Below are 19,820 nucleotides of genomic sequence, written 5' to 3' on the forward strand. Positions count from 1 at the left end.
CGGCCCTGTGGGCGCGCCGGGTCACAGCGGGGCGTGCAGGGTGGCGTCCAGCACGGTGACGGCGCTGCCGCCCAGCAGCGTGCGCGCGCCCCGCAGCGTGGTGCGCACGTAGCCGGTGCGCCGGGAGATCTGAAACCCGGTCAGTTCCCCGCGTCCGAGGCGCTGCGACCACAGCGGGGCGAGCGCGGTGTGGGCGCTGCCGGTGACCGGGTCCTCGGGGATGCCCTGTGCGGGCGCGAACATCCGCGAGACGAAGTCGTACGGGGCCCCTTGTGCGGCCTCGCGCGCGGGCGGCGTCGCGGCGGCCGTCAGGAGCACCGCGGGGCTGGGCAGCGCGGTCACGGCCGCGAGGTCGGGCGTCAGCCCGCGCAGTGTCGCCTCGTCGGCGATCTCCAGGACGAGCATCCCCAGGCCGCCGGTGTCCCACGCGGCCACCACGGGCGCGCCGAACGCCTCCCCGGCGCCGTCCGGCACGGGCACCTCCGTCAGCGTGGCGGTGGGGAAGTCCAGGGTGAGTGTGGAGTCCGGTTCCCGGGAGGCGCTGAGTACTCCGCTGCGCGTGCGGAACCGGACGCGCCCGCCTTCGGGCAGTACGCCGTCCTCCGCGAGCAGGTGCGCGGTCGCCAGTGTCGCGTGCCCGCACATGTCCACCTCCGTCGTCGGCGTGAACCAGCGCAGCGCCCAGTCGGCTCCGCGGTCTTCGGCCAGCGGGTGGGCGAAGGCGGTCTCGGCCAGGTTCATCTCGGCGGCGACCGCCTGGAGGCTCGCGTCGGGCGGGAAAGAGCGGGGTGCTTCGCCGTCCAGCAGGACGACCGCTGCGGGGTTGCCGGCGTAGGCGCGTGCGGTGAAGGCGTCGACGGTGCGGATTCTCATGGCCGGGACGGTACGGGGGCCGAGTGGGCCGGCACACGGCCAGTCGGCGGCAGGTGGCCCGGAGGGACTTGTCATCCGATGGTTTCCGATATATCGTTGAGGCATCGCGACTAGTTCAAGACGTATCTGAGAGGAGTCAGCGATGTATCCCTTCGGAATGGAATACGGCAAGGAGCGCGGTAAGCGCCACGACATGGAGCACGGCCCCCGGAGGTACGGCCCCGGGCCGGGGTACGGCGTCGACGGCCCCGAGGCCGGGCGCCCCTGCGGCCCGCACGGCGGCGGGGACCGGCGGGGTCAGGGGCGCGCGGCCTTCGGTCCCTTCGGGCCGCCGTTCGGCGGGGGCGGCCCCTTCGGCGGGCGCGGGCCGCGCGGCCGCGGCGGCCCCCGCGGCCGCGCCCGGCGCGGCGACGTGCGCGCCTCGATCCTCGCGCTGCTCAAGGAGCGCCCCATGCACGGCTACGAGATGATCCAGGAGATCGCCGAGCGCAGTGGCGGCGCCTGGAAGCCCAGCCCGGGCTCCGTCTACCCGACCCTCCAGCTGCTGGAGGACGAGGGGCTGATCAGCAGCGAGAGCGAGGGGGGCAAGAAGCACTTCTCACTCACCGAGGCGGGCACCTCCGAGGCCGAGGCCGGCGCGGAGGCGCCCTGGGAGGACGCGGGACGCGGGGCCGACTGGGAGGCCCTGCACGAGGTCCGTACGGCGGCGGGCGGGCTGACGGCCGCCTTCCAGCAGGTGTGGGCGACCGGCACGCCCGAGCAGCGGGAGAAGGCGCTGCGGGTCGTCAACGACGCCAGGAAGAGCCTCTATCTGATCCTGGCGGAGGAGGACTGAAGGGTGTCGGGCGTCTCCTCCCCGAGGAGGAGGCGCCCGACACCATGCCCACCCCCTGGGGGACGGGCATATGCCACGGGGCGCCGATGAAGCGGCACAGGTGCGTGTGATGTGGTGGTTGTGTGCACAGTCCTACACCGTCCAGCCGTCAGACCGCAGCGGAGGCCGACGACGCCGTCGATCCGCAGGTCAGCGACGCGTTGGCGGCCATGATGGCGACCGCGCGCCGCAGGGCCGCGCGGGACGGTGACCGGCAGATCGACACGGCGCACCTGCTGCACAGCCTGCTGGAGTCGGACAGCTCCACGTGGGATCTGCTGGACGGCGGCAGCCCCCAGGTCGGCAAGCTCCTCGGCTACCTCGTCCAGCGCAGCATCGGCTACGGACTGCGCTGGCAGAGCACCCTGGAGGACTCGGGCGCCGTCCCCGCCGTCTCCGAGCAGCCCGGCGGTGTCCCGGGGTGGTCCCCCAGCGCGCGGGCGGCCCTGGAACTCGCCGGTGAGCGTGCCCGGCGCCGGGGGCGGGAGGAGGCGGAGGGCCTCGACCTGTTCGCCGGCGTGGTGGCCGACCAGGAGTGCCGCGGAGTGGAGGTGCTGCGCCGTGCCGGGGTGGACGTGGCGCGGCTGGCGGGGCGACTGGGCGTCGGATCTCGTCAGGAGTGACAGGGGTGACACTCCTGACGGGCGTTGACATGATGTGCTCATGCACGCCACCTCCTCGTCCCCGGACGCCTCACGGGCCCGCACCACGGGACTGCTTCTCGCGCTCGTCTCCGCCTGCTCCTTCGGCAGCTCAGGCGTCGCGGCCAAGCCGCTGATCGAGGCCGGTCTGGAGCCGCTGCACGTCACCTGGCTACGGGCGGCGGGCGCGGCCGTGGTGCTGCTGCCGCTCGCCTGGCGGCACAGGTCGCTGGTGCGGGAGCGCCCCTGGCTGCTGCTGGGCTTCGGGCTGCTCGCCGTCGCAGGCGTGCAGGCCTTCTACTTCACGGCGCTCTCCCGCATCCCCGTCGGCGTGGCGCTGCTGATCGAGTACCTGGCGCCCGCGCTCGTGCTGCTGTGGGTCAGGTTCGTGCAGCGCCGCCCGGTGACGCGGGCCGCCGCCGTGGGCATGGTCCTGGCCGTCGGCGGCCTCAGCTGCGTGGTCGAGGTGTGGGCGGGGCTGCGGCTGGACGGGCTCGGACTGCTGCTCGCGCTGGGGGCCGCGTGCTGCCAGGTCGGGTACTTCGTCCTCTCCGACCACGGCAGTACCGCCGAGGAGGGGGAAACCGCCCGGCGGCCCGCCGACCCGCTCGGGGTCATCGCCTACGGCCTGCTCATCGGGGCGCTCGCGCTGACGGTGATCGCCCGGCCGTGGAACACCGACTGGGCGGTTCTGTCCCGTAGCGCCGCGATGGACGGCACCGACGTCAGCGGGCTGGTGCTGCTGGCCTGGATCGTGCTGGTGGCCACCGCGACCGCTTACGTCACCGGGGTCGTGTCGGTGCGGCTGCTCTCGCCGCCGGTCGCGGGCGTGGTCGCCTGCCTCGAGGCGGTCATCGCGACGGTGCTGGCCTGGGTGCTGCTGGGCGAGCACCTGACCGCCGTCCAGCTGGCGGGCGGTGCCCTCGTGCTGGTGGGCGCGTTCATCGCGCAGCGCTCCACCCCCGGACCGCAGCCGGGTGCCACGGCTTCGGGGGCCCCGGTCGCCGGATCCGCCGGGGCCCCCGAGGCGGACCGGGACGTCAGCGCAAGGTGAGGTAGCCGGGCACGGGGGTCCCCGGATTGAGGTGGTCGGCCGGTATGGGGGCGCCGTAGGCGGGGGAGACCGGCACCACCCCGGTCCAGTACGGCAGGTCCAGGTCCTCCGGGTCGTCGTCGGGGCCGCCCGCGCGCACCTTGGCCGAGACCTCGTCGAGGGCCAGCCGGAGCACGGCGGTCGCCGCCAGCTCCTTCGGATCGGCCCTGCGGGAGTCGTCCGCGCGCCCGTGCACGACGTTGTCCACGACCGCGTCCAGCGCGCGCAGCCGCTCCTTGTGGTCGGTGACCTCGTACGCGTCCCCGTGCGCCACCACCGAGCGGTAGTTGATCGAGTGGTGGAACGCCGACTTGGCCAGCACCAGCCCGTCCACGTGCGTGACCGTCACGCACACCGGCATCCCCGACGTGGAGCGTCCCGCCTCACGCAGCGGCCGCGATCCGGTGGAGCCGTGCACGTAGAGGTGCTCGCCCACGCGTGCGTACAGCGTCGGCAGGACGACGGGCCGGCCCTCGCGGACGAAGGCGAGGTGGCACAGGTAGCCGGCGTCGAGGATGCCGTGCACCGACTCCCGGTCGTAGGACATCCGCTCCCGCGCCCTGGTGCCGGTGGTGCGGGACGTGCGCGCGTAGGGCGTGCGGACAGTCGTCTCGTCGGGCAGCGGGCTCGCCATGGCATCTCCTTTTGCACTAGTGCATAATGTTTTTTGTGCTAGGAGATTACAGGATCGAAGGGCGTGGCGCAGCGGAGATCGCGGCCAGCGTCGAGAGCGGCGTCGGCGGCGGAGCCCTCGCCCCCGGTGACCCGCTGCCGCCGATGCGCGAGCTGGCGTCGGAACTGGGCGTCAACCCCAACACGGTGGCCGCCGCGTACCGCACGCTGCGCGAGCGTGGCGTCATCGAGACGGCGGGGCGGCGGGGGAGCCGCGTGCGGGAACGGCCCGCCACCGCGCCCCGCGAATCCGTCCGGGTCACACCCCCCGAAGGCGGCCTCGACATCTCCACCGGCAACCCCGACCCGGCGCTCCTGCCCCCGCTGGGCCCCGCGCTGGCGGCCTCCACCGACACCGCCGCCCGCGCCCCCGTCCTCTACGGTGCCCCGGACGCCGACCCCGCTCTCGCCGCACTCGCCCGCGCCGCACTCGACGCCGACGGCGTCCCCGCGGGGCCGCTCGCGGTGACCTCGGGCTCCCTCGACGCGATCGAGCGGGTGCTGGGAGCCCACCTGCGCCCCGGTGACCCCGTCGCCGTGGAGGACCCCGGCTGGGGCAGCCTCCTCGACCTGATCCCCGCCCTCGGGCTGCGCCCGCTGCCCGTCGCGCTGGACGACGAGGGCCCGCTCCCCGGCGAGCTGGAACGAGCCCTGGAGCAGGGGGCGCGCGCGGTCGTCGTCACCGGCCGCGCGCAGAACCCGACGGGCGCCGCCGTGACCGCCGCCCGCGCCCGCGAACTGCGCGCCGTGCTGGCGGCTCGGGAGGGGACGCTGCTGATCGAGGACGACCACGGACACGGCATCGTCGACCTGCCGCTGCATCCGCTGTCGGGCGCCACCCGGCACTGGGCCCTGGTCCGCTCCGTCGCCAAGGCCTACGGCCCCGACCTGCGGCTGGCCGTCCTGACCGGGGACCGGCTCACCGTCGACCGGGTGCGCGGCAGGCAGCGGCTCGGCCCCGGCTGGGTCAGCCACCTCCTCCAGCGCGCCGTCGCTCACCTGTGGCAGTCAACGGCCGTCGACGCCGCCCGGGTGGCCGGCTCGTACGGCGCGCGGCGTACGGCCCTGGTCGACGCGCTCGCGGAGCGGGGCGTGGCGGCGCGGGGGCGCAGCGGCATGAACGTCTGGGTGCCCGTGCGGGACGAGACGGGCACCGTGGCGCGGCTGCTCCAGGCGGGCTGGGCGGCAGCGCCAGGCGCACGCTTCCGGCTGGCGTCCCCGCCGGGCGTGCGGCTGACCGTCTCACCGCTGACCATGGCCTGTATCGACCGTCTCGCCGGCGACATGGCAGCGGCCCTGCGCACCGAGGGGGCGGGGCGCTACGACTGAGCGGGCGCGAGCTTGCGAAAGTCCCAGGAGGCGACCTTCTCGGGCGTGAGCCGCAGCCAGGCGTGCCGTCCGTCGTGCGGCATCCCGGCCGAACCGAAGTACTTGGCCGGGAACAGGCGCTCCGCCTCGGCCAGTTGCGGGCAGCGCTCCCCGGTGCGGGGCGCCTCCCCGACGAACTCCACCCGCCCCGTCAGCTCGGCTCCGCGCAGCTCCCCGTACTCCTCACCGTCGTCCACCACCACCGCGATCCGCGGGTCCCGCAGCAACTGCGCCCAGCGGCGGCTGCGGGTGAGCGAGTAGAGCCACAGCGAGGCGCCGTCCCACACGAACCACAGTGCGCCCACGTGCGGGGCGCCGTCCGTCCCCACCGTCGCTGCCCGGCAGGTGCGCCGGTCCCGCAGAAAGGCGTCGAGCTCCCCGGGCGTCATCATGATCCGGCGCCCCCGCCGCTGCTCCGTGACGGCCATGCGGTTCCGCCCTTCCGTACGCCCGGCTGCGTGACCCGAGACAACTGACTACCTGTCAGTAAAATCATGCGGGCTCTTCCCGTTCGACGCAATGCTTCCTACCCTGCGTCCACTTCCACCAGGAGAGGGGAGCTTCCGCATGCCCCCGAACGAGCGGCTCGCCGCCCAGCTCGCCCCCGCCACCACAGCCCTGCTCACCGTCGAATGCCAGCGCGGCGTCGTCGGCGAGGACAGCGCACTGCCCGAACTCGCCGAGAACGCACGGGACTCGGGGGCGCTGCGACGCGTCGCACAGCTCGCCCGCGCCGCACACGGTGCCGGAGTACAGGTGCTGCACGCGATCGCAGAGCGGCGCCCGGACGGGCGGGGCTCCAGCCACAACGCACGGCTCTTCCGCGCCGCCGAGCGGCTCCCCGTGCGGCAGGAGCCCGGCTCACCCGCCGTCCAGGTCGCCGAACCCATCCCCGTCACCGAGCGTGACCTGGTGGTGCGGCGGCTGCACGGCCTCTCGCCGCTCGCGGGCACGGAGGCCGACGCACTACTGCGGAACCTGGGGATCCGGACACTCGTCGTCACAGGCGTCTCGGCGAACGTCGCCGTGCCCAACGCGGTCTTCGACGCCGTCAACCTCGGCTACACCGCCGTGGTCCCCGCCGACGCCATCGCGGGCGTACCCGCCGACTACACGCCCGCCATGGTCAGGCACACCCTCGCCCTCGTCGCGACGGTCACCACGGCGGACGCGGTCCGCGACTGCTGGGACCCCGCGTCCACCGGCGTCACGGACCCGCCCCCGTGATCACTGCGAAGGCCCCGGCCGGACGGGAGAGTGCCGGACCGGGACGGTACCCTGGCCCCAGCGGTGGTCTCCGGCCGCCGCGACGGCGGTGGGGCCCGCCGTAACCGAACCGCGGCGAGGGCGCCGCCAACGGTCCCTACTTGCGCACGCGCACGCCCGCCTGCCCAGGCGTGCCCGACGAGTAGGAGAGGACAGATGGCCGAACACGGCCGAGCCCCGGACCCCGTGCCGCACGAACCCGTCGACCCCGATGTCGACCTGCACGTCCCCGCCCAGCGCGACGAGCTGCGCCGGCGACACGCCCCCGTCGTGGCCGCCGTCTCCCTCGGCGGCGGAATCGGGGCCGCCGCCCGCTACGGAGCCTCCCTGCTGTGGCCGACACAGGCCGGGACCTTCCCGTGGACGACGCTGCTGGTCAACGTCACCGGCTGCGCGATCATCGGCCTGTTCATGGTCGTCCTCACGGAGCTGTGGACAGCCCACCGGCTCGTGCGGCCGTTCTTCGGCACCGGCGTACTCGGCGGCTTCACGACGTTCTCCACCTACGCCACCGACATCCAGCGCCTCGTCGAGGAGGGCAGCCCCCGCACGGCCCTCGCCTATCTCGGGCTCACGGCGGCCGGGGCCCTGGCAGCCGTGTGGGCGGCGGCGGCGCTGACGCGACGGGTCCTCGCGTGGGGGCAGCGGTGAGGCGCGCGGCCCGCGGTCCGGTCGCCCGACCACGAAGGGGAGGTCCGCGGTGAACTGGCTGCTCGTGATCGTCGGGGCGATGGCCGGCGCACCTCTGCGGTATCTGACGGACCGCGCGGTGCAGTCCCGGCACGACACCGTCTTCCCCTGGGGCACCTTCACCGTCAACGTCGCGGGGAGCCTGCTCATGGGCCTGATCACCGGCGCCGCCACCGCCGGGGCGGCCTCCACGCAGACCCGACTGCTCCTGGGCACCGGGCTGTGCGGAGCGCTCACCACCTACTCCACCTTCTCCTACGAGACCCTGCGCCTCGCGGAGAACGGGGACCGGTTCTTCGCCGCCGCCAACGTCGCTGTCGGCATCGCTGCCGGTCTCGGAGCGGCCCTCACCGGAGCCGCCCTCGCCCATGCCATGTGGGGGTGAGGCCGCCATGCCATGGGGGCATGAGTCCGCACGCTCGGAAACTCTTACGCAACGGTAGAGTTGCGTGCCTCTGCGGCGTCCGCGAATCCGGTTCAGCCGCGGTTGTCGGCGTCGGCGTCGGCGTCGAGGCGGCGGCGCAGGGTGGCGGCGAAGTCCTGGGCCATCTCCAGCCGGGCCCGCAGTGTCTCGCACCGGGCGTCGGCGACCTTGCGGAACGAGTCGAGGCGCTCCCGCAGGCGTTCGCGCTCCCCGCCCGTGGCCGGATCACGGGTGTCGGCGATCCTGTCGGTGATCTTCAGCAAGTCCCGCATCTCCTCCAGGGAGAAACCCAGCGGCTTCATCCGCCGGATCACCATCAGGCGCTCCACGTCGCCCTCCGTATAGAGCCGGAAGCCGCCCTTGCTCCGGGCCGACGGGATGACGAGGGCGACCTCCTCGTAGTGACGGATGGTGCGCAGCGACAAACCGGTCCTCTCGGCGACCTCACCGATCTGCATCCGCCGCTCACCCATCGCCCTGTCTTCTCCTTCTTTCAGCCGCCTGGCCGTGGAACCGTGGTCGAATCCGTGGTGGAACCGTGCCGCGGGGCACGGTCTCCGTGAGCCGGGCGGCCGTACGGCCAGGTGCGGCCCTCGGCCCCGATCCTCCCGGCTCGAACCCTGCCCTCACGTCAGGGTAGAGTGTCCACACGTTCGCCCCCGCCGCCGAGTGCGCCGTGGAGGCGTTCGCGCCGTGGCGAGCCCGGGCCGGGCCCGGCGGCGCCGAGTCCCGTGGGCAATGATGCCCGATCGGCAACCGCCCGGTTGCCGCGATGGCCCGGTGAGGCCCCCGCCCAGGCGGGCCCGCCGAGTCGGTTTCCTCCCTTGCGGAGCCAGTACGACGCGTGTGCGTCGGCACATACGACGCGTGTGCGTCCGCGGCACGGACGTCACGCCCGAGCAGAAACGGTCGCATGTCCTCACCGCTGTCCGCAGCCGCCAAGCTGCGCCTGTCCAAGCCCGAATGGCTGGCGTCCGGCCAGGTGCTGCGCACCGAGGTGCTGGGGGGCCTGGTGGTCGCCCTCGCGCTCATCCCGGAGGCGATCTCCTTCTCGATCATCGCAGGGGTCGATCCGAAGGTCGGCCTGTACGCGGCCTGCACCATGGCCGTGGTGATCTCCTTCGTCGGCGGCCGCAAGGCCATGATCTCCGCGGCGACGGGAGCGGTCGCCCTCGTCGTGGCACCGCTCAACCAGGAGTACGGGCTCGGCTATCTGATCGCCACCGTCCTCCTCGGCGGCGCCTTCCAAGTGCTACTCGGCTCGCTCGGCGTCGCCAAGCTGATGCGCTTCGTCCCCCGCAGCGTCATGGTGGGGTTCGTCAACGCGCTGGCCATCATGATCTTCATGGCGCAGGTGCCGGAGATGAGCGACGTGCCGTGGCCGGTCTACCCGCTGATCGCCGGGGGCCTGGGGCTGATGATCCTCTTTCCGAGGCTGACCACGGTGATCCCGGCGCCGCTGGTCTCGATCGTCACCCTCACCCTCGTCACGATCGCCGCCGGCATCGCCGTTCCCACCGTGGGCGACAAGGGCAAGCTCCCCAGCTCCCTGCCGGTCCCCGGCATCCCCGACGTGCCGTTCACGCTGCACACGCTGACCGTCATCGCCCCCTACGCACTCGCGTTCGCGCTGGTCGGGCTCATGGAGTCGCTGATGACGGCCAAGCTGGTCGACGACATCACCGACACGCACTCGGACAAGACCCGCGAGTCGATCGGACAGGGCGTCGCCAACATCGTCACGGGCTTCTTCGGCGGCATGGGCGGCTGCGCCATGATCGGCCAGACCATGATCAACGTAAAGACGGCCGGATCCCGCACGCGCCTGTCCACCTTCCTTGCCGGCGCCTTCCTGCTCGTGCTGTGCATCGTCTTCGGCCCCGTCGTCTCCGACATCCCCATGGCCGCCCTCGTCGCCGTGATGATCCTGGTCTCGGTCGGTACCTTCGACTGGCACTCCGTCCGGCCGAAGACGCTCAGGCGGATGCCGGTGGGGGAGATCGCGGTCATGGCGATCACCGTGATCGTCGTGGTCGCCACCGGGAACCTCGCCATCGGCGTCGTCGTCGGCTCGGTCACCGCCATGGTGATCTTCGCCAAGCGCGTCGCCCACCTCGCCGAGGTCTCAGGCGTGGTCGACCCGGAGGGTGAGCAGGTCGTCTACGCCGTCACCGGCGAGTTGTTCTTCGCCTCCTCCAACGACCTCATCCACCAGTTCGACTACAGGGGTGACCCTGACGACGTCGTCATCGACTTCTCCGACGCCCACATCTGGGACGCCTCTTCCGTGGCCGCGCTGGACGCGGTGGAGACCAAGTACGCGGAGCGCGGGAAGAAGGTCACCCTTATCGGCCTGAACGCGCCCAGCGCCGACATGCGCCGCCGTCTGGCAGGACTGACCGACAGCCACTGACACAGGTCCGTTCGGGGCGATCACTGATACAGGTCGGTTCGGGGGCGACAGCCACCGACCGACACGGCCGGAACTTCCGGGAGTGTGCGAGGTCACGGTCGCGCGACATGCGGCGGGGAAGCGGTGCTCTCCCGGCGCCGGGCGGTGCGCGGGCCGACCCGCACGGCGCGCCGACGCCCGCCGTGACCGGCTGCTTTGGCCGAGGCCAGAATGGGGGCATGTCCAAGACGAGCCCGGCGGTGCGCATCGCCCCGCTGACCGGCGCGCACGCCGAGGAGGTACTGGCCATCTACCAGGCCGGTATCGACGAGGGCGACGCCACGTTCGAGACGGTGGCACCGGCCTGGCGGGAGTTCGATGCGGCGAAGCTGCCCGGGCACCGCTTCGTCGCGCTGGACGAGGACGCCTCCGTGCTCGGCTGGGTCGCCGCGACGACGGTCTCCGACCGCCGCGCGTACGCCGGCGTGGTCGAGCACTCCGTCTACGTCGGTGCGGCCGCCCGCGGCCGTGGCATCGCCTCCGCGCTGCTCGAAGCGCTGGTCAACTCCACGGAGGGGGCCGGGATCTGGACCGTCCAGTCCGGCATCTTCCCGGAGAACACCGCAAGCCTCGCCGTCCATCGGCGCGCCGGTTTCCGGGTCGTCGGCACCCGGGAGCGCATGGGCCGCCACCGCGGACGCTGGCGCGATGTCGTCCTCGTCGAACGCCGCAGCCCGGTCGTCGCCTGATCCGACGTCACCCACCGCGCGTCCCCGGAAGGTGTTCCCGGAGGTGTCTTCCCGGACGTGTTTCCCCCGGAAAGGAACCCTGCCGCTGTGCTCGTTGCCCGTTCAGTCGCCCTGTTCGCCGTGGCCGCCCTGTTCGAGATCGGGGGTGCCTGGCTGGTCTGGCAGGGCGTCCGTGAGCACAAGGGCTGGGTGTGGATCGGTGCCGGCGTCGTCGCGCTCGGCCTCTACGGCTTCGTGGCGACCCTCCAGCCCGACGCCGACTTCGGGCGCATCCTCGCCGCCTACGGGGGGATCTTCGTGGCCGGGTCGCTCGCCTGGGGCATGGTCGCCGACGGATACCGGCCCGACCGCTTCGACGTCATCGGTGCCCTCGTGTGCCTCGCGGGGATGGCCCTCATCATGTACGCGCCGCGCGGCCGTTGACGGTGCGCCGCCTTACCGACGGTGCGCCGCCTTACCGAGGGTGCGACGGCGCCCTTTCGGACTCCTTGACGGCCGAGGACCAGGCATGGGGCGCGACGCTTCCGCGCTGGGGCGCAAGGGCGCGTGGAATGACCTTTGGGTAATGCAACACGCGAGGAGAACGGCTGAAATACACGAGGAGAACGGCTTGACCACGGAGCACGCTCTGCCTTGCGAAAGCGGAGTTCCTGTTCACCTCGCGACCCCCCACGCATCAGCGGTATTCGAAATGCGTTAACCGAAGATATTCGCCCCCTAGTTCGGCTGGTGAATGCCCCCTTCTCCGGTGAGGAGGAGTCTTCGATATTTGCCGCCGCGAACCCCTGTGTCGTGCCGGCCTGCTGGGTGGGCAAAGCCAGGACGGGGCCCGGCTCCGTGCGTTCCTGAGCGCTTCGCCACTCTTCCGGATCCGCCGCCCACCGCCTGCCACGTCCGCCCGTGCGAAGGCTCAGCGGCTCCGTCGTCGGCGTCACGGCAGAGAGGCGGAGCCGGCCTGTGCACCGAGGTGTGGGTCGGTTCTCGAAGGTGTGAGGAAGGCCGGATTCGGAAGTTCCGGGGCATCGATGGCCACGGAAGCCGTCGTGTGGTTGTCGGTGCCGTAGGGGCGTCAACTCGGAAGCGGGGTTGCCGTGTGCGTATTTCGTGATAGGCGGGCGGCCCTGCCGGGAGGGTGGTGGCGGTTGCGGCCCCTGCTGATCGGAGGGAACGCCCGTGGGCGGCCAGGGCACCCCGGCCGTCACCCCGCCACCTGCACATGCCGCCCGCCCACCTGATGCCGCGCCGAGTCGCGGCCTGCGCCCCCTACGACGTCACTAGTTCAATCGCGGTACACCGGCTACCTGAGAAGGGACGTGTGATGTCGTGTCTCAGAAGCAGGGGTTGATCGTCAGGGCGGTGCCTCGAAGCAGCCGTCGGTGGTCTGTTCCGACACTGGATGTGGCGTAAGCCGCGGCGGCCGGAGCGGGCCGCACGACCGGCGGGCCCGCGGGTTGCCTTCGGCCCGGACTCGCCGCCGCCGCACGGACCGGACGCCGATCGGCGGCGCCTTGACGATCTCAGGAGGAGGCCGGCCGCGTCGGGGGCGGTCGGTCGCCACGAACCGTCACCATTTCCCCATCGCCGCCGGTCGTGAGTCGGTCCGCCTCCTTGCGTGTGCCGCGTCCGCGGCGTCCGTGGTGCGTCAACCGGAAGCGCCCACACAACCTGAATACGAGTTTCCGCTTTGCTGTCAACCTGGCATCTTTGACGGTTCATCTTAGGTGGTGTAGACACGTATGGAGTTCAGGGGCGGGGTGTGCAACTGTGGGGGCGCTGGGGTGCAGGCACATTGAAAAATCTTGGTAAAAAGTTTATGTGACGTCCTGTGTCTTCCAGTTGAGCGCTTGGCAGCCCGCGGAGAATCGCACGCCCCCTTGAAAAAACGGGGGAAACGTTGTTAGTGGACCAGAAGGCAGATCTCGCAGAGCTCGAATCCGCTATGGGGGCGGTTTCCGAGGGCACCGGACAAGTCGCCCTGATCGAGGGCCCCGCAGGGTGTGGCAAGACCGAACTGATCGCCACCTTCGCCGAACGTGCCGCGGCACAGGGGGCGACCGTGGTGAGTGTTTCCGCGTTCGAGACGGACCGCGGCACCCCCTTCAGCACGCTGCGCCGCCTGTCGGGAAGCGCCGCGTCCGTACCGGCCCTTCCCGCGGAAGGTGCCGCAGCTGTCGACGCGCCCGGTGTGGTGTGGTCGGACCTGATCGAGGCCGGCGGCGGCACGCCGGTCGTGTGCTGCGTCGACGATCTGCACTACGCGGACGCGGCCTCGCTGGAGAGCTTCCGGCAGCTGATCCGGCTCAGCAGGACGGCGCCGGTGCTGGTCCTGCTCAGCCAGACGAACCACTTCGCGCTGCTGGACACCGACCTGAGCACGGAGTTCCTGCGGATGCGGAACGTCCGGCACATCAGGCTGTCCCTGCTGCGCAGCGACCAGGTCGAGCGGATGGTCGGCGGCCACCCGGGCCTCGCGGGCCGGGCGGTGGAGCTGGAGCAGGCGAGTGGGGGTAATCCGCTGCTGCTCAAAGCGTTGATCGCCGAGCACCGCAACGCGGTCACGTGTGTCCCGGCGATCGGCGGGCCCTTCGCCCAGGCCGTGGTCACGTGTGCCCGCCGCAGCAGCCGCGACGGCCTGCGGCTGGCGGGCGCCATAGCGGTGCTCGGCGAACACGCCTCGTCGGCACGGATCGCGGAGCTGCTCCTGATCACCACATCGGCCGCGTCGCTGGGAGCCGCCGCGTTGGCCGCGTCCGGTGTCGTGGACGGCACCACGTTCCGGCACGCCGCCGGAAGGACCGCGGTGCTGGACAACCTGACCCGCGGCGAGTTGGCCGCGCTGCACCGCCGCAGCGCCGAACTGCTCCACGCGGCCGGCGGGACGACACGACAGGTCGCCGAGCACCTGATCGCGTCGTTCCTGGTGGACCAGACCGGACAGGTCGGCCCCGCGGAGCCGTGGGTGGCCGAGGTCTTCTACTCCGCCGCGGAAGAGGCGATGGCCTGCGACGACATCGAGCAGGCCATCAGGCTGCTCGAACACGCGCATGCCGCGTGCGTCGACCAGGTGCGCCGCGCCGAGATCGAGACGAGGCTCGCCGCGATCACCTGGCGCGTCGATCCGACGCTGTCGGAGCAGCACCTCAGCGACGCCTTCGACGCGCTCAGCGCCTCGAACGCGAGCGGGCAGAGCGTGTGGCCGCTGGCCCGGCTGCTCGTCGCCCAGGGGCGGATCACCGACGCCGTCGAGCTCCGCAACCGGGCCTTCGGCGGGCTCTCGGAGCACAGCGAGCCCGACGGCGACGCCTCACCGCTGCGGGTGATGGTGGAGTCACCCCAGTTCGCCGTGTCCGACGCCAGCGTCGCCGACATGGAGAAGTTCCTGGAGTCCACCTCGCTGGAGGGGGCGACGCTGTCCTCGATACTGGAGGCCGTCACGGCGCTCACCCACTCCGACGCTCCGGAACGCGCGGTCAGGTGGAGCCGGGACCTGCTGGAAAAAGCGACGCTGTGCGACGCGCGCGGATGGCAGTGCGCGTTCACCTCCACACTCGCCCACGCGCTGCTGCGACTCGGTGACCTGCGTGCGGCGGAGCAGCACGCCGTGCAGGTGCTCGGGCTGGTCAGGGACCGGCGCAACTGCGCGTTCGTCCACAGCGCGGTCGCCACGCTGATCTGTGCCCGTACGGAGATGCGGGACTTCGTCGGAGCCGCCGCGGAGATCGACCAGCCCACCCCCGCCAAGCTGTTCGACAGCATCCACGGGCTGAGTTACCTGCGGGCCCGTGGCAGGTATCTCGCGGCCACCAACCAACTCCACGCCGCGCTGGGGGACTTCTTCGAGGCCGGACGCATCATGCGGCGCTGGGACCTGGACCGGCCGGTCATTCTTCCGTGGCGGACCGAGGCGGCCGAGGTGCTGTGCCGGATGGGCGAGACGCAGGCCGTCGACCGGCTCGTGCTGCAACAGCTGTCCACGCCGGACGCCCGCCGTCCGTGGATCCGCGGCATCACGCTGCGGCTGCGCGCGGCGACCAGCGCCCCGAAGACGCGTGCGGTGCTGCTCCAGCAGGCGGTCAACGAGCTGCGCGGCTCGGGCGACAGGGTCGAGCTGGCCAGGACGCTGGGGAAGCTCGGCGAGGCATTGCAGGCGGTCGACGACCCGCTGGCCGAGGTGATAAGTCAGCAGGCAGTCAACCTCGCCACCGAGTGCGGTGCCGACTTGTTGCTCGAGGACATCAAGCATCTCTCGCCCACACTGCGGGTCACCGAGTCCGACGCGGCGGGCCCGGCGGAGGCGATCGACGCGGTCAACGCGCGGCTGAGCGAGTCGGAGCGGCGCGTCGCCGCTCTCGCGGCGCTGAAGTACACCAACCGGGAGATCTCCAAGCTGCTGTACGTCACGGTCAGCACCGTCGAACAGCACCTCACGAACGTCTACCGCAAGCTGCACATCGGTGGCAGGCGCCACCTGCCGGCGAATCTCGACATCTACACCGTGGACACCGCGTCGGTGCACTGAACCGCGCTCGGCAGCGGACCGCACAGCTGTCGGCAGGGGTCCACAGTCTGGGGCCCGTTGGGGTGTCCCCCCTGTTCCGCTGCCAGCATCATGGGTGAGGAGAAGACGAAACCAGTGCAGCCGGGTTCTCCGACAGCGGGGAAGTGCGCGCGGACGTGAGACCACGACGAGGAGCGGCCCGGTCGTCCTGCACACCGGCACGCCACTGACCATCGAGGACACGCGGGTACGGGTACGCGAGCCGCTGTCGCCCGCGCACCGTGCCCGTGACGTCGTCGTGCTGGACGAGCTCCTGCCCGAGGACGCGCGGAAGCTCGACGAGGTGCCGCTGCGGAGCTGACTCGCCTCGCGCACCGACGCACTAGTCGAACGACCACCGAAGAGCGCGAGGAATTGGCTATGTCCCGTCACCTGAACTACTACATCGACACGAAGAACTCGGCTCAGAACCTCGCGTACAAGCGCGAGTTCGTGGAGATCGGCCGGCAGGCAGGCCGTTTCCCCAACGCGACCACGCAGCGCGGTGACCGCGAGGTCGAAGTCAGCGTGTGGTGCAGCAACGACTATCTCGGCATGGGCCAGCACCCCGCGCTCCGTCAGGCGGCGCACACCGCCATCGACGCGCACGGTGTGGGATCGGGCGGCTCGCGGAACATCGGCGGCACGAACCCCTACCACGTGGCACTGGAGAAGGAGCTCGCCGACTTCCACGGCAAGGAAGCCGCCTTGCTGTTCACCTCGGGATTCGCGGCGAACGACGGGGCGCTGACCGTGCTGGCGGGCCATCCGGAGGGCACCGCGGTGTTCTCGGACGAGCTGAACCACGCCTCGATCATCGACGGGTTGCGGCGGAGCGGCGCGCAGAAGCACATCTTCCGCCACAACGACGCGGCGCACCTGGAGCAGCTGCTGAAGTCGGTCGATCCCGACCAGCCCAAGCTCATCGTGCTGGAGTCGGTGCACTCCATGAACGGTGACATCGCTCCGCTCGCCGAGTTCGCCGACCTCGCGGAGGAGCACGGCGCGAGCACGTTCCTGGACGAGGTGCACGCGGTCGGGATGTACGGCCCTGAGGGCGCCGGGATCGCGGCCCGCGAGGGGATCGCCGGCGAGTTCACGGTGATCATGGGGACGCTCGCCAAGGCGTTCGGCACGGTGGGCGGCTACATCGCAGGGCCCGCCGCGGTGATCGACGCGGTACGGATGCTCTCCCGCGGCTTCGTCTTCACCACGTCGATCCCGCCCGCGACCGCCGCGGCGGCGCTGGAGTCCGTACGTCATCTGCGCAAGTCGGGCGCCGAGCGGGAACGGCTGGGGCGCAACGCCGATCTGCTGAAGAGCCTGCTGACGCAGGCGGACATCCCCTACATCTCCCGGGACTCGCACATCGTGTCCGCGTTCGTCGGGGACGACGCGAAGTGCAAGCTGGCGTCGAAGCTCCTGATCGAACGGCACGGCATCTACGTGCAGCCGGTCAACGCGCCGAGTGTCCGGGCGGGGGAAGAGGTGCTGAGGATCGCTCCGTCAGCCGTGCACCGGACGGCGGACGTGCACAAGTTCGCCGACGCGCTCTTGGACGTGTGGCAGGAAGTGGGCATACCGACCGGGCACGCCCGCCACGCGCAGCGGTGACCGGTTCGCTCGCCGCCCTGCTCGCCGGTACGGCGGCACGGCGGCCCGGCCACCGCGCCCTGATCCGCGGTTCCGCACACCTCACCTACGGCCGGCTGTGGGAGCGGGCGCGCCGGTACGCCGCCGTGCTGCACGCTTCAGGGGTACGGCCGGGGGACGCGGTGGCCCTGGTGCTGGCCGACGACGAACAGTTCCCGCTCGTGTACTTCGGCGTGCAGGCCGCGGGTGCGGTCGCGGTCCCGCTGAACGGCACCGCTTCGGTGTCCGAGATCGCCCACGTGCTCACCGACGCGGACGTCCGCTTCCTGGTGTGCGCGAGCTCCCTGCGCGCACGGGCTGGTGCGGCGGCGGAAGGGCTCGGTACGAGGGTGTCGACCGTCGCGGAGCTGGAGAGGGCGGCGGCGCACACCAGGCCGGAGGACGCCTTCGTCGCCCGTCGGGGTGACGACCCCGCGGTCGTGTTCTACACCTCCGGCACGACGGGCGCGCCGAAGGGCGTCGTGCTCACCCAGCGGAACATCCTGCGCAACGTCACCACGATGGCCGTCACGCCCTACGCGTTCCGCAGCGACGACGTCCTGCTCGGAGGTCTGCCGCTGGCGCACGGCTTCGGCCAGATCTGCTCCATGCTGACCGCCTTCGAGGCGGGCATCACCCTGGTCATGATGGAGAGGTTCTCCGGGAAGGAAGCTCTCGCACTGGCGGCGGAGCACCGGTGCACGGTGTTCATGGGCGTGCCCACGATGTACCTCAAGCTGCTGGACGCGGTGGCGGACGGCGGGCCGGTGCCACGGTTCGACAGGGTGTACAGCGGTGGTTCGCCGCTTCCGGTGCCGACCTTCCACGACGTGCGGCGCGTGTTCCAATGCCCGGTGTACGAGGGCTACGGGATGACCGAGACGTCCACCAGCCTGACCTACAACCACCCCGGCGTGCCGTGCCGGCCGGGAACGGTCGGTGTGCCGATCGACGACGGCGTCACCGTCGGCGTCGCGCGGCCGAACGCCGACAGCGTCGAGCTGCTTCCCGTCGGCGAGGTGGGCGAGATCGTGGTCCGCGGCGAGACCGTCATGGCGGGGTACCTGGGCCGCCCCGACCTGACCGCCGAGGTGATCAGGGACGGGTGGTTCCACACCGGCGATCTCGGCACGCTGGACGCGGACGGCTACCTCACCGTCGTGGGCCGGAAGAAGGAGCTGATCCTGCGCGGGGGCTACAACGTCTATCCGCGGGAGGTCGAGGAGGTGCTCGCCGAGCACCCGGCCGTGGCGCACGTGGCCGTCGTCGGTGTGCCGCACCCGGTGCTGGGTGAGGAGGTGTGGGCCGTCGTCGTGCCCACCAGGTCCCAGGAGGCCACCTGTGACCTGGCCGAGGAGATCGTGGACTGGGGCAGGCAGCGGTTGTCCCGCCACAAGTGCCCGCGGCACGTCGAGTTCGCCCGCACGCTCCCCTTGGGCGCCAGTGGCAAGGTCCTCAAGCGGGAGCTGGTCTCCACACTGGGACCGGTCGCCGCGTCGAGGTCCGCGACGGAATCGGGGGCCGCCGTCTTCCGTGCCACCGGGGAGACGCTAGGAGGCCCGGTAGGGGGTGTCCCCGGCCCCGGTTAGGGGCGGTTCCCCCATGGTCCTCCGCTGCCGCTCGGCATCTACTGGCAGTGGCCTGTTCTGGCCTGACGTACGGATGCCGCCGCAGGGAGCGGGGTTGACCGACCGAGCCCGCGCGCAAAGGAACGCGAAGAAACCATGACTCTCACCAATATCGAGACAGAGCTTTGGCTGCGCCGATTCCACCCGGCCCCCGACGCCTCCACGCGTCTCGTCTGTTTTCCGCACGCCGGTGGTTCAGCCTCCTTCTACTTCCCGGTGTCGAAGACTCTGTCGCCGGATGTGGACGTGCTGGCGGTCCAGTACCCCGGCCGCCAGGATCGGCGTAACGAGCCGGCCGTCGAGAGCATCGGCGAGCTCGCCGACCTGATCGCCCCGATGCTGCGCCCGCTGACGGACCGGCCCGTGGCGTTCTTCGGGCACAGCATGGGCGCCGTGATCGCCTTCGAGGTGGCGCAGCGGCTGGAGCGCGACGGTGTGACGCCGTTCCTCCTCTTCGCGTCCGGCAGGCGCGCCCCGTCCGCCGTGCGCAGCGAGAGCGTGCACCGGGAGAGCGACGACACACTCATCGCCGAACTCCAGCGGCTCAGCGGCACGGACGCCCGCATGCTCGGCGACGAGGAGGTGCTGCGCATGATCCTTCCGTCGCTGCGCAGCGACTACAAGGCGATCGAAACCTATCGGTGCACGCCGGGCGCCCGGGTCAGCTGCCCCATCGACGTACTCATCGGCGACAGCGACCCGCACGCGAGTCTCGACGAGGCGGGAGCGTGGTCCGAGCACACCACGGGACCGTGCGACGTCGAGGTCTTCGACGGCGGTCACTTCTACCTCAACGACCACGCCGTGGCCGTGACGGACCGGGTGGCCCGGCGCATCTCCGCGCTGCGGGCGCCCTGACGGCACCGGCGTTCGACCCGCATCCCTGACACTCGCGAGGAGCACGAGGCGGACATGGCAGCGAGCGATTTCCCACCGGCCGAGGCTCCGCGTGTCGCCCTGAGGGAGGCCGAAGATCTCCGG

General features: G+C 71.7%; 19 protein-coding genes. 15 read left to right on the plus strand and 4 right to left on the minus strand.

The genetic code is table 11. From position 1 onward, the window contains the following. Positions 1-21: 21 nt before the first annotated feature. Positions 22-873: a PhzF family phenazine biosynthesis protein gene (locus DQ392_RS21740; RefSeq protein WP_114017366.1), complete on the minus strand. Its 852-nt coding sequence runs from the start codon at positions 871-873 to the stop codon at positions 22-24. Positions 874-1,015: 142 nt separating this feature from the next. On the opposite strand from DQ392_RS21740, the gene DQ392_RS21745 reads away from it, so the two are divergent. From DQ392_RS21745 to DQ392_RS21755, 3 genes are all read left to right on the plus strand, one after another. Further along, positions 1,016-1,708: a helix-turn-helix transcriptional regulator gene (locus tag DQ392_RS21745; RefSeq protein ID WP_181856528.1), complete on the plus strand. Its 693-nt coding sequence runs from the start codon at positions 1,016-1,018 to the stop codon at positions 1,706-1,708. A 122-nt stretch (positions 1,709-1,830) separates the two neighbouring features. Then, complete coding sequence (locus DQ392_RS21750; RefSeq protein ID WP_114017367.1) at positions 1,831-2,370, plus strand: Clp protease N-terminal domain-containing protein; 540 nt, start codon at positions 1,831-1,833, stop codon at positions 2,368-2,370. A 40-nt stretch (positions 2,371-2,410) separates the two neighbouring features. After that, positions 2,411-3,442 carry an EamA family transporter gene (locus tag DQ392_RS21755; RefSeq protein WP_114017368.1) on the plus strand — a complete coding sequence of 344 codons (1,032 nt, stop codon included), beginning with the start codon at positions 2,411-2,413 and terminating at the stop codon, positions 3,440-3,442. Here DQ392_RS21755 and DQ392_RS21760 read toward each other — a convergent pair. Beyond that, entirely contained in the window at positions 3,429-4,115 is a 687-nt protein-coding gene (locus DQ392_RS21760) for a pyridoxamine 5'-phosphate oxidase family protein (RefSeq protein ID WP_114017369.1), read from the minus strand. The two genes, DQ392_RS21755 and DQ392_RS21760, sit on opposite strands and share 14 nt — an antisense overlap. A 35-nt stretch (positions 4,116-4,150) precedes the next feature. Here DQ392_RS21760 and DQ392_RS21765 point away from each other — a divergent pair, with 35 nt between their 5' ends. Then, positions 4,151-5,482 (plus strand): aminotransferase class I/II-fold pyridoxal phosphate-dependent enzyme, encoded by a 1,332-nt coding sequence (locus tag DQ392_RS21765; protein ID WP_220182652.1) that lies wholly within the window; start codon positions 4,151-4,153, stop codon positions 5,480-5,482. Here DQ392_RS21765 and DQ392_RS21770 read toward each other — a convergent pair. Further along, positions 5,473-5,949 carry a pyridoxamine 5'-phosphate oxidase family protein gene (locus DQ392_RS21770; protein ID WP_114017371.1) on the minus strand — a complete coding sequence of 159 codons (477 nt, stop codon included), beginning with the start codon at positions 5,947-5,949 and terminating at the stop codon, positions 5,473-5,475. The two genes, DQ392_RS21765 and DQ392_RS21770, sit on opposite strands and share 10 nt — an antisense overlap. A gap of 139 nt (positions 5,950-6,088) precedes the next feature. Here DQ392_RS21770 and DQ392_RS21775 point away from each other — a divergent pair, with 139 nt between their 5' ends. From DQ392_RS21775 to crcB (DQ392_RS21785), 3 genes are all read left to right on the plus strand, one after another. Beyond that, positions 6,089-6,748, plus strand: coding sequence for a cysteine hydrolase family protein (locus DQ392_RS21775; RefSeq protein ID WP_114017372.1), 660 nt, complete (start codon positions 6,089-6,091; stop codon positions 6,746-6,748). A 195-nt stretch (positions 6,749-6,943) separates the two neighbouring features. Next, positions 6,944-7,438, plus strand: a complete 495-nt coding sequence (crcB, locus tag DQ392_RS21780; RefSeq protein WP_114017373.1) for a fluoride efflux transporter CrcB — start codon at positions 6,944-6,946, stop codon at positions 7,436-7,438. A 49-nt stretch (positions 7,439-7,487) separates the two neighbouring features. Then, positions 7,488-7,862, plus strand: a complete 375-nt coding sequence (gene crcB / locus DQ392_RS21785; RefSeq protein WP_114017374.1) for a fluoride efflux transporter CrcB — start codon at positions 7,488-7,490, stop codon at positions 7,860-7,862. Between the two features lie 92 nt (positions 7,863-7,954). On the opposite strand, the gene DQ392_RS21790 is transcribed toward crcB (DQ392_RS21785), so the two are convergent. Continuing rightward, complete coding sequence (locus DQ392_RS21790; RefSeq protein WP_114017375.1) at positions 7,955-8,374, minus strand: MerR family transcriptional regulator; 420 nt, start codon at positions 8,372-8,374, stop codon at positions 7,955-7,957. Between the two features lie 440 nt (positions 8,375-8,814). On the opposite strand from DQ392_RS21790, the gene DQ392_RS21795 reads away from it, so the two are divergent. From DQ392_RS21795 to DQ392_RS21830, 8 genes are all read left to right on the plus strand, one after another. Next, positions 8,815-10,314, plus strand: coding sequence for a SulP family inorganic anion transporter (locus DQ392_RS21795; RefSeq protein ID WP_114017376.1), 1,500 nt, complete (start codon positions 8,815-8,817; stop codon positions 10,312-10,314). A 218-nt stretch (positions 10,315-10,532) separates the two neighbouring features. Continuing rightward, positions 10,533-11,042 (plus strand): GNAT family N-acetyltransferase, encoded by a 510-nt coding sequence (locus DQ392_RS21800; protein WP_114017377.1) that lies wholly within the window; start codon positions 10,533-10,535, stop codon positions 11,040-11,042. A gap of 87 nt (positions 11,043-11,129) precedes the next feature. Beyond that, a complete protein-coding gene (locus DQ392_RS21805) occupies positions 11,130-11,465 on the plus strand; it encodes a YnfA family protein (RefSeq protein WP_114017378.1) in 336 nt (111 codons plus the stop codon). 1,477 nt (positions 11,466-12,942) lie between these two features. Next, positions 12,943-15,561: a helix-turn-helix transcriptional regulator gene (locus DQ392_RS21810; RefSeq protein WP_281273024.1), complete on the plus strand. Its 2,619-nt coding sequence runs from the start codon at positions 12,943-12,945 to the stop codon at positions 15,559-15,561. Between the two features lie 94 nt (positions 15,562-15,655). Continuing rightward, positions 15,656-15,901: a hypothetical protein gene (locus DQ392_RS21815; RefSeq protein WP_114017380.1), complete on the plus strand. Its 246-nt coding sequence runs from the start codon at positions 15,656-15,658 to the stop codon at positions 15,899-15,901. A 59-nt stretch (positions 15,902-15,960) separates the two neighbouring features. Then, positions 15,961-17,193 carry a 5-aminolevulinate synthase gene (hemA, locus tag DQ392_RS21820; protein WP_114017381.1) on the plus strand — a complete coding sequence of 411 codons (1,233 nt, stop codon included), beginning with the start codon at positions 15,961-15,963 and terminating at the stop codon, positions 17,191-17,193. Further along, the gene (locus DQ392_RS21825; protein WP_114017382.1) at positions 17,190-18,800 is read left to right on the plus strand and encodes an AMP-binding protein; all 1,611 of its coding nucleotides are present in this window, start codon (positions 17,190-17,192) and stop codon (positions 18,798-18,800) included. Before hemA ends, DQ392_RS21825 begins: the two co-directional genes overlap by 4 nt. A gap of 135 nt (positions 18,801-18,935) precedes the next feature. Next, entirely contained in the window at positions 18,936-19,697 is a 762-nt protein-coding gene (locus tag DQ392_RS21830; protein WP_114017383.1) for a thioesterase II family protein, read from the plus strand. Positions 19,698-19,820: the final 123 nt, after the last annotated feature.

Source organism: Streptomyces reniochalinae, from assembly GCF_003323735.1.
GTDB classification, from domain to species: domain Bacteria; phylum Actinomycetota; class Actinomycetes; order Streptomycetales; family Streptomycetaceae; genus Streptomyces; species Streptomyces reniochalinae.